The sequence below is a fragment of the Bacillus cereus genome, assembly GCF_002564555.1.
GTDB lineage: Bacteria > Bacillota > Bacilli > Bacillales > Bacillaceae_G > Bacillus_A > Bacillus_A cereus_K.
This window is the reverse complement of record NZ_NUVD01000014.1, coordinates 139,107-147,981: the sequence shown is the minus strand read 5'-3', so window position 1 is coordinate 147,981 and position 8,875 is coordinate 139,107. Positions and strand designations below refer to the sequence as shown.

The window sequence follows — 8,875 nt, the reverse complement described above, 5'->3', positions numbered from 1 at the left end:
CATCGCGTTTCAGCGACTTTCATAATATATCATAGTATATTATTTTCGTCAACAAGTTTTTTTGATAACTTGTATCTCTCATTTGCTGACTCTGCCTATTATATAGACTTTCTTATTACTATGCAAGTATTATTATAAAAAAATAAAGAGTGGGGAAATCCCCACTCTTATTCTTCAGAAGAAACCTCTTCAGTAACTTCCTCTTCGTCATCTTTTTGTGCTTTTGCAACTGTCGCTACCTCTTGCTCATCCTCTAATCGAATTAGACGAACACCTTGTGTATTACGTCCCATTTGAGAGATTTGATCAACCGGCATACGAATAATGACACCCGCTGCTGTAATTAACATAATGTCTTCTTCACCCGTTACAGACTTAACCGCTACTAATTTACCGTTCTTATCTGTAATGTTACAAGTTTTCAGACCTTTACCACCGCGACTTTGTAGTCGATACTCTTCAACCGGTGTGCGCTTACCATACCCGTTTTTCGTTACGATTAAGACATTCGTATCTTCTTCAACAATTTCCATACCTACTACTTGGTCCTCTTCGCCTAGTGTAATAGCTTTTACACCAGCTGCATTACGGCCCATAGAACGTACATCTTGTTCATTGAAGCGAATTAGCATACCGTTGCTTGTCCCTACGATAATATCTTTATCACCAGATGTTAAACGTACAGAAATCACTTCATCTTCTTCACGAAGCGAAATTGCAATTAAACCGTTTGTACGTATATTTGCAAACGATGACAGCGGTGTTCTCTTAGAGATACCTTGTTTCGTCGTAAAGAATAAGAACTGATCGTCACCAAATTCACGAATTGGAATAATGGCATTAATCCACTCACCCTTATCTACCCCTAATAGGTTGATAATCGGTAGTCCTTTTGCCGTACGACTATACTCTGGAATTTCATATCCTTTTGTACGGTATACTTTACCCTTGTTTGTAAAGAATAAAATATGATCATGAGTAGATGTTGTTAATAAATGTTCAACAAAGTCATCATCATTCGTACCCATTCCTTGTACACCACGTCCCCCGCGGTTCTGTGTTTTGTACGTAGAAGCTGGTAACCTCTTAATATAACCGTTATGAGTTAACGTAATCGCAATATTTTGCTCAGGAATTAAATCTTCATCTTCAATAAATTCCATACCACCGATTGTAATTTCTGTTCGTCTCTTATCATTGAAGCGATCTTTTACTTCCGTTAACTCTTCACGAATAATTTCAAGAACTTTCTCTTCATCTGCTAAGATTGCTTTTAATTCAGCAATTAACTTCATTAACTCTTGATATTCTTGCTCAATTTTTTCACGCTCTAATCCCGTTAAACGTTGCAGACGCATATCTAAAATCGCTTGCGCTTGTTTCTCGCTTAAACCGAAACGCTCCATTAAGCCTTGCTTTGCAATATCCGCCGTTTTCGAACTACGAATTAACGTAATAACTTCATCCAGATGATCTAAAGCAATTCGTAACCCCTCTAAAATGTGAGCGCGCGCTTCTGCTTTCTCTAATTCATAAGCAGTCCGTCTACGAATCACTACCTTTTGATGCTCTAAATAATAATATAGATTTTGTTTTAAATTTAGGACTTGTGGCTCTCCATTTACAAGAGACAACATATTAATACCGAAACTCGTTTGAAGTGCTGTATGTTTATATAGATTATTTAATAGTACATTGGCATTGGCATCACGGCGTACTTCCATAACAATACGCATACCATTTCGATCCGATTCATCACGTAAATCTGTAATGCCTTCAATTTTCTTATCACGAACTAATTCTGCAATCTTTTCAATTAATCGCGCCTTATTAACTTGATAAGGTAGTTCTGTTACGATAATAGATTGTTTACCATTTGCTCTCTCTTCAATTTCAACTTTAGCACGAAGTATAATAGAACCGCGACCTGTTTCATAAGCTCTTCGAATTCCACTTCGCCCTAAGATTAGACCTGATGTTGGGAAGTCTGGACCAGGAATATATTCCATTAATTCCGCGATAGTGATATCAGGGTTATGACTTAATGCCAACACACCGTCAATTACTTCTCCAAGTTGATGCGGTGGAATGTTTGTTGCCATACCAACCGCAATACCCGTCGTACCATTTACTAATAAGTTAGGAAAACGTGCTGGTAATACAACTGGTTCCCTTTCAGAGCCATCATAGTTATCTTGATAATCAATCGTATTTTTTGAAATATCGCGTATTAATTCCATAGAAATCTTAGACATTCTTGCTTCTGTATAACGCATTGCTGCCGCTGAATCTCCATCAACAGAACCAAAGTTACCATGCCCATCAACAAGCATATAACGTTGACTAAAATCTTGCGCCATACGTACCATTGTTTCATAAACCGCTGAATCACCGTGCGGGTGATACTTACCAATTACTTCGCCGACAATACGCGCTGACTTCTTATATGCTTTATCAGCTGTAATTCCTAAATCATTCATCGCATATAAAACCCTACGATGCACTGGCTTTAACCCATCACGAACATCCGGCAATGCACGAGATACGATAACACTCATTGCGTAATCTAAAAATGAGGTACGCATTTCATGACTAATATTAATTTCTCGAATTCGTGCTTGTTGTTGATTGTCTGACATCAACGAGCACCTCCTCTTACATTTCCGTTACACATACATTGATTTATATGTAGAAGACAGGAATACTTAAATTCCTGTCATTACTCACTTAAATATCAAGGTTTTTCACGTATTTTGCATTTTCTTGGATAAAGTTACGACGCGGCTCTACTTTATCTCCCATCAAAATTTCAAATGTTTCATCCGCTTCAATTGCATCTTGAAGAGAAACTTGAAGTAACGAACGTACCTCTGGATCCATTGTCGTCTCCCATAGCTGAGTTGGATTCATTTCCCCTAGACCTTTATAACGCTGAATCCCAGGCTTAGGTTGTGCCGGTAATTCAGCTAGTATTTTTTCAAGTTCTTTATCGTTGTAAGCATATTGAATTTTTTTACCTTGTTGTACTTTAAACAATGGCGGCTGTGCAATATAGATATAACCACACTCAATTATTTGACGCATATAACGATAGAAGAACGTTAATAATAGGGTACGAATATGCGCACCATCTACGTCGGCATCGGTCATAATGATAACCTTATGATAACGTGCCTTTTCAATATCGAAGTCTCCACCAATGTTCGTACCAATAGCAGTAATGATTGTACGCACTTCATCGTTAGATAAGATTTTATCTAATCGCGCCTTTTCAACGTTAATAATTTTACCTTTAAGTGGTAAAATTGCTTGGAAGTGACGATCACGCCCTTGTTTCGCTGATCCACCGGCAGAGTCACCCTCTACGATGTAAATTTCACTAATTGCTGGGTCTTTAGAAGAACAGTCTGCCAATTTCCCTGGTAAACTTGAAACTTCTAAAGCACTCTTTCGGCGAGTTAACTCACGAGCCTTTTTAGCTGCTACACGCGCACGCGCTGCCATCGTCCCTTTATCTACAACTTTACGCGCAACATTGGGGTTTTCCAGTAAGAACTTTTCAAACGCCTCTGAGAATACTGACTCTGTAATCGTTCTCGCTTCACTATTCCCTAGCTTCGTCTTCGTTTGTCCTTCGAATTGTGGATTCGGATGTTTAATTGACACAATTGCTGTTAAACCTTCACGAACATCTTCACCAGTTAAATTACTATCCGCATCTTTTAAAATGTTATTTTTACGACCATAATCGTTGATCACACGTGTTAGGGCAGTTTTAAATCCTACCTCATGTGTACCACCTTCATACGTATGAATATTATTTGTAAATGAGTAAATATGATTTGTATAGCCTTCGTTATATTGAAGCGCAACTTCAACCTGAATACCATCTTTTGAACCTTCTACATATACAGGCTCTTCATGAATTGGTTGTTTTGAACGATTTAAATGTTCAACATATGATTTAATTCCACCTTCATAGTGAAACTCTTTCTTTTGCTTATGTTCACGCTTATCTTCTATAGTTAATTTAATATTACGATTTAAAAATGCTAATTCACGCATACGAGTCGCTAACGTATCAAATTCATATTCTGTCGTCTCTTTAAAAATTTCTGGATCCGGCTTAAAGCGAGTTATTGTTCCCGTTTTATCTGTATCACCAATGACTTTTAAATCCGCAGCTGGAATACCTCTTTCATACTTTTGGTAATGAATTTTGCCATCACGATGTACAAATACTTCTAGTTCTGTTGATAAGGCATTTACAACAGATGCACCAACACCATGCAAACCACCAGAAACTTTATAACCGCCACCGCCAAATTTACCACCAGCGTGGAGGACTGTCATAATAACCTCTACTGCGGGACGTCCCATTTTTTCTTGTATACCAACTGGAATACCGCGTCCATTATCCGTTACAAGAATACTATTATCTTCTTCAATACTAACGTTAATTTCATCGCAATATCCTGCTAACGCTTCATCGATACTATTATCGACAATTTCCCATACAAGGTGGTGAAGTCCTTTCCCACTCGTAGATCCAATATACATACCCGGGCGTTTCCGAACTGCCTCTAGTCCTTCAAGTACCTGTATCTGACTTTCATCATATGCATTTTCTTGCATTTGCTTTTGTTCCATTGACACAAAGATCACCTACTTTTCCATTTAAACAGGGTTTTATGCCCTATCTATTTCACAATCTACCGTGCCGTTCGTTACATGAATTGTTTTCGCATCTTTCAATGTTTCGTGTTCAATTCCGTCGACACTCGTCGTTGTAACAAATGTTTGCACCTTTCCTTGAATTGTATTTAACAGATGTGATTGACGATAATCGTCTAATTCTGATAAAACATCATCCAGCAAAAGGATTGGATATTCTTTAACCTCTGAATAAATCAATTCGATTTCAGCTAATTTTAGGGATAGTGCGGTCGTTCGTTGTTGTCCTTGCGAACCAAAGACTTGAACATTTTTACTATTAACGAAGAATTGTAAATCATCACGATGAGGACCAATTAAAGTCGTACCACGGAAAATTTCACGTTGTTTCACAGATTGAAAACTTTCATAGTATACTTCTTTTATTTTCGACAAATCCATTGATTCTGATACATCTACACTCGGTTTATAAACAATTTCTAATTCTTCTAACCCACGGCTTATACCACGATGAATTGGAGCTGCCCATTCTTGTAATAAACGCAAAAACTCAAAACGCTTTCGCAATATTTTTGCACCGTGTTCAATAAGTTGAAGTGTAAATACATCCAACATCGTTTCCTCATTCTTACTATTCCCTTGCATTTTTTTCAGCAAGTGATTTCGTTGTGTGAGCACCTTTTGATATTGGCTTAGTTCATACAAATAAACGGGTGCTATTTGTCCTAGTTCCATATCTAAAAAGCGTCTTCTTACTTGAGGGCTTCCTTTTACAAGATTTAAATCTTCTGGGGCAAACATGACAACATTCATTTCACCAATATATTGACTCAATTTTTGTTGTTCAAGTTGGTTTAATTTTGCCTTTTTACCTTTTTTTGAAATATTTAATTCCAAAGACAAAGAACTGTTTCTCTTTTGTAATTTCCCTTTAATTTGACCGAAATCTTCATCCCAGCGGATAAGTTCACGATCATTAGAGGTTCTATGTGATTTGGCCATCGCTAAAACATAAATAGCTTCCATCAAATTTGTTTTCCCTTGCGCATTTTCGCCGATAATTACATTCACTTTATCTTCAAAGGAAAGCTCTAAATTTTCATAATTGCGATAGTTTTTTAACTGTATTTCTGAAATAAACAAAGGGCTCCCCCTTTATGCCTGAACTTCGAAAGTTCCGCTTCCTGGAATTTCAATAATATCGTTCGCATATAATTTGCGACCTCTTCTATTTTCAAGTTCTTGATTCACGTACACTTCATATTCTTGTAAAAACCATTTTACAGCGCCACCTGTATCAATTACATCAGCTAGCTTTAAAAATTGTCCTAGTGTAATATACTCTGTTGAAATTTTAATACGTTTCATAAAAATCGCTCACTTTCTGAAAGTGTTCATTCTTTCATTGTACTAAATAAACTAACATTAGGAAAGTAATACCCAAAAATCAAATAAGGGCTACTAGCATCTTTAAACTAGCAACCCTTATTTCTTACTTAGTAAGTACGAACTGGTAAAATTAATTGAATAATGGACTCATCGTTTACTGTACGAATCAAGAATGGTCTCATCGCTCCAGTAAAGCTAATCTTAATTTCTGTACTATCTAAAGCTTTTAATGCATCCATCATATATTTTGCACTAAAAGATATTTTTAACTCTTCTCCATCTACTTTTTCACATTGAACCTCTTCTACTACTTTTCCGATTTCTGGTGAATTAGAGGAAATTTCTAACATTTCTTGCTCTAACGTTGATAATTTTACAACATTGTTTCGGCCGTCTCTCGCTAATAATGAAGCACGATCAATTGCTTGTAAAAATTCTTTTGTATTTACAAAAATATCAGTTTTACTCTCAGCAGGAATTAAACGTGTTGTATCTGGATAATTACCTTCTAACAATCTTGAGAAGAATAAAAGGTGTTTTGTACGGAATAATACTTGATACTCCGTAATAACGATATCCACCATTTCTTCTGATTCATCTAGAATTTTACTTAATTCATTTAAGCTTTTACCAGGGATAACAACATTTGCTTGGAATTCATCAGCAATATTATGTCCTTCGATTTTTGCTTTTCGAAGTGCTAGTCTGTGACTATCTGTTGCAATACAAGTTAACTCGCTGTTATATACCTTCCAGTTTACACCTGTCAAGATCGGTCTTGTTTCAGAAGTAGAAACTGCAAATACAGTTTGCCTAATCATATGTTTAAGTAAATCTGTTGGGATCTTGAAAACATGATGTTCTTCAATCTGTGGTAATAACGGATATTCGGCAGAATCTAAACCATTTAAGTTAAACTCTGATTTTCCAGATTTTATTTTTGTCATAAAATGACTTTCCACAGAAATTTCGACTGTATCTTTAGGTAATTTTTTTACGATTTCACTAAAATATTTCGCCTGTAAAACAATACTTCCTGATTGTGATACTTCCACGATCTCTTTTCCATCTTCTTCGACTGGAATAAACGATTCGATAGAAATATCAGCATCGCTTCCTGTTAATGTAACTCCCTCTTCTGTAGCGACAACTTTAATCCCTGTAAGAATCGGAATTGTTGTACGAGAAGAAACAGCCTTCATTACATCTTGCACACTTCTTACAAGATAGTCTTTTTGTATTGTAAAATGCATAACGAAAAACCTCCGGTAAGTATAAGATTTTATTTAATTAATAAAGATAAAAAATAGTAGTAATAGTAGTAGGGCTTGTGGATATGTGGATAACCCCGTTGAAGGATGTAAAAACAGTCTATCTACATGTGGATAGACTGTGCGTAAAATAAGGTAAGTTATTCACACTATTCAGCTACTACTTTAAAATATCATTAATTTCTTCGACTTGTTTCTGTAATTGCGTATCCGTTTTTAGTAGCTTAGAAATTTTTTCGTGGGCATGGATAACAGTTGTGTGATCACGTCCACCAAATTCTTCGCCTATTTTAGGTAAAGAGGAGTCTGTAAGTTCGCGTGATAAATACATTGCAATTTGGCGAGGAAACGCAACTGATTTTGTACGCTTTTTCGCCTTGAAATCTTCTAATTTTACTTGATAAACGTCCCCGACTGCTTTTTGAATATCATAAATAGAAATAATTTTTGGTTTAGAATTTGGAATAATATCTTTAAGTGCTTCAGCTGCTAAATCAGCATTAATATCTTTGTTAATTAAAGATGAATAAGCTACAACTCGGATGAGTGCACCCTCTAGCTCACGAATGTTTGAATCAATTTGATTTGCGATATAAAGCATAACTTCATTTGGTATATCAAGTCCTTCAGCTTTTGCTTTTTTACGTAAAATTGCAATTCGCGTCTCTAAATCTGGTGGCGTAATATCCGTAATGAGTCCCCATTCAAAGCGAGAACGAAGACGATCTTCTAAAGTTGGAATTTCTTTTGGTGGCCGATCACTTGAAATTACAATTTGCTTACTTTCTTCGTGTAATGCATTAAATGTATGGAAAAACTCCTCTTGAGTTTGTTCTTTTCCAGCAAGAAATTGAATATCATCTATCAATAAAACATCTACATTGCGGTACTTATTACGAAAATCGACCGCTTTATTATCACGAATAGAGTTAATAAATTCATTTGTAAATTTTTCTGATGATAAATATACAACTTTCGCATTTGGATTATGTTCAATTACATAATGACCGATCGCATGCATTAAATGCGTTTTTCCAAGCCCAACTCCCCCGTAAATAAAGAGAGGATTATATGCTTTGGCTGGCGCCTCGGCTACAGCTAAAGAAGCAGCATGAGCAAAACGGTTACCAGAGCCAATAACAAATGTATCAAATGTATATTTTGGATTTAGCATGCTCTGTGGTAAATGAGCAGGATCATCTGGTGCTGGATTCGGTTTAATTGGAGGAAGATCAATGTCCTCTTCCGCTTGACTTTGGGGAATAATAAAGCGAATCGCTAATTTTGCCCCTGTTAAATCATAAAGTGTTTCCGAAATGAGTTCTGAATAATGGGATTCCAGCCAATCACGAGCAAATTCATTCGGAGCTGTAATCGTTAATACGTCTTTCTTTAAATTGTGTGCAGTTGTTGACTTTAACCATGTTTCATAACTAGGTTTACTGACCTTTTTTTCTAGTTCTTTTAAGGCACTATTCCATAAATCAGAAATGTTTTCCAAAGGTGTCCCTCCTTTACTAAGATGGTAAAAGAATAAGGTT

General features: G+C 36.2%; 6 protein-coding genes. All 6 read right to left on the bottom strand.

Annotated elements, in window-relative coordinates; all coding sequences use genetic code 11:
- Positions 1 to 167 precede the first annotated feature (167 nt).
- The 6 genes from gyrA to dnaA all read right to left on the bottom strand — a co-directional run bounded on the left by gyrA (position 168) and on the right by dnaA (position 8,835).
- Positions 168 to 2,639 carry a DNA gyrase subunit A gene (gyrA, locus tag COI75_RS06910; protein ID WP_001282870.1) on the bottom strand — a complete coding sequence of 824 codons (2,472 nt, stop codon included), beginning with the start codon at positions 2,637 to 2,639 and terminating at the stop codon, positions 168 to 170.
- A gap of 88 nt (positions 2,640 to 2,727) precedes the next feature.
- Complete coding sequence (gene gyrB / locus COI75_RS06905) at positions 2,728 to 4,650, bottom strand: DNA topoisomerase (ATP-hydrolyzing) subunit B (protein WP_000435978.1); 1,923 nt, start codon at positions 4,648 to 4,650, stop codon at positions 2,728 to 2,730.
- 39 nt (positions 4,651 to 4,689) lie between these two features.
- Entirely contained in the window at positions 4,690 to 5,817 is a 1,128-nt protein-coding gene (gene recF / locus COI75_RS06900) for a DNA replication/repair protein RecF (protein ID WP_000470757.1), read from the bottom strand.
- A gap of 12 nt (positions 5,818 to 5,829) precedes the next feature.
- A complete protein-coding gene (gene yaaA, locus COI75_RS06895) occupies positions 5,830 to 6,042 on the bottom strand; it encodes a S4 domain-containing protein YaaA (RefSeq protein WP_000821368.1) in 213 nt (70 codons plus the stop codon).
- Between the two features lie 128 nt (positions 6,043 to 6,170).
- Positions 6,171 to 7,316 carry a DNA polymerase III subunit beta gene (gene dnaN, locus COI75_RS06890; protein ID WP_000545923.1) on the bottom strand — a complete coding sequence of 382 codons (1,146 nt, stop codon included), beginning with the start codon at positions 7,314 to 7,316 and terminating at the stop codon, positions 6,171 to 6,173.
- A 178-nt stretch (positions 7,317 to 7,494) separates the two neighbouring features.
- A complete protein-coding gene (gene dnaA / locus COI75_RS06885) occupies positions 7,495 to 8,835 on the bottom strand; it encodes a chromosomal replication initiator protein DnaA (protein WP_000428016.1) in 1,341 nt (446 codons plus the stop codon).
- Positions 8,836 to 8,875 lie beyond the last annotated feature (40 nt).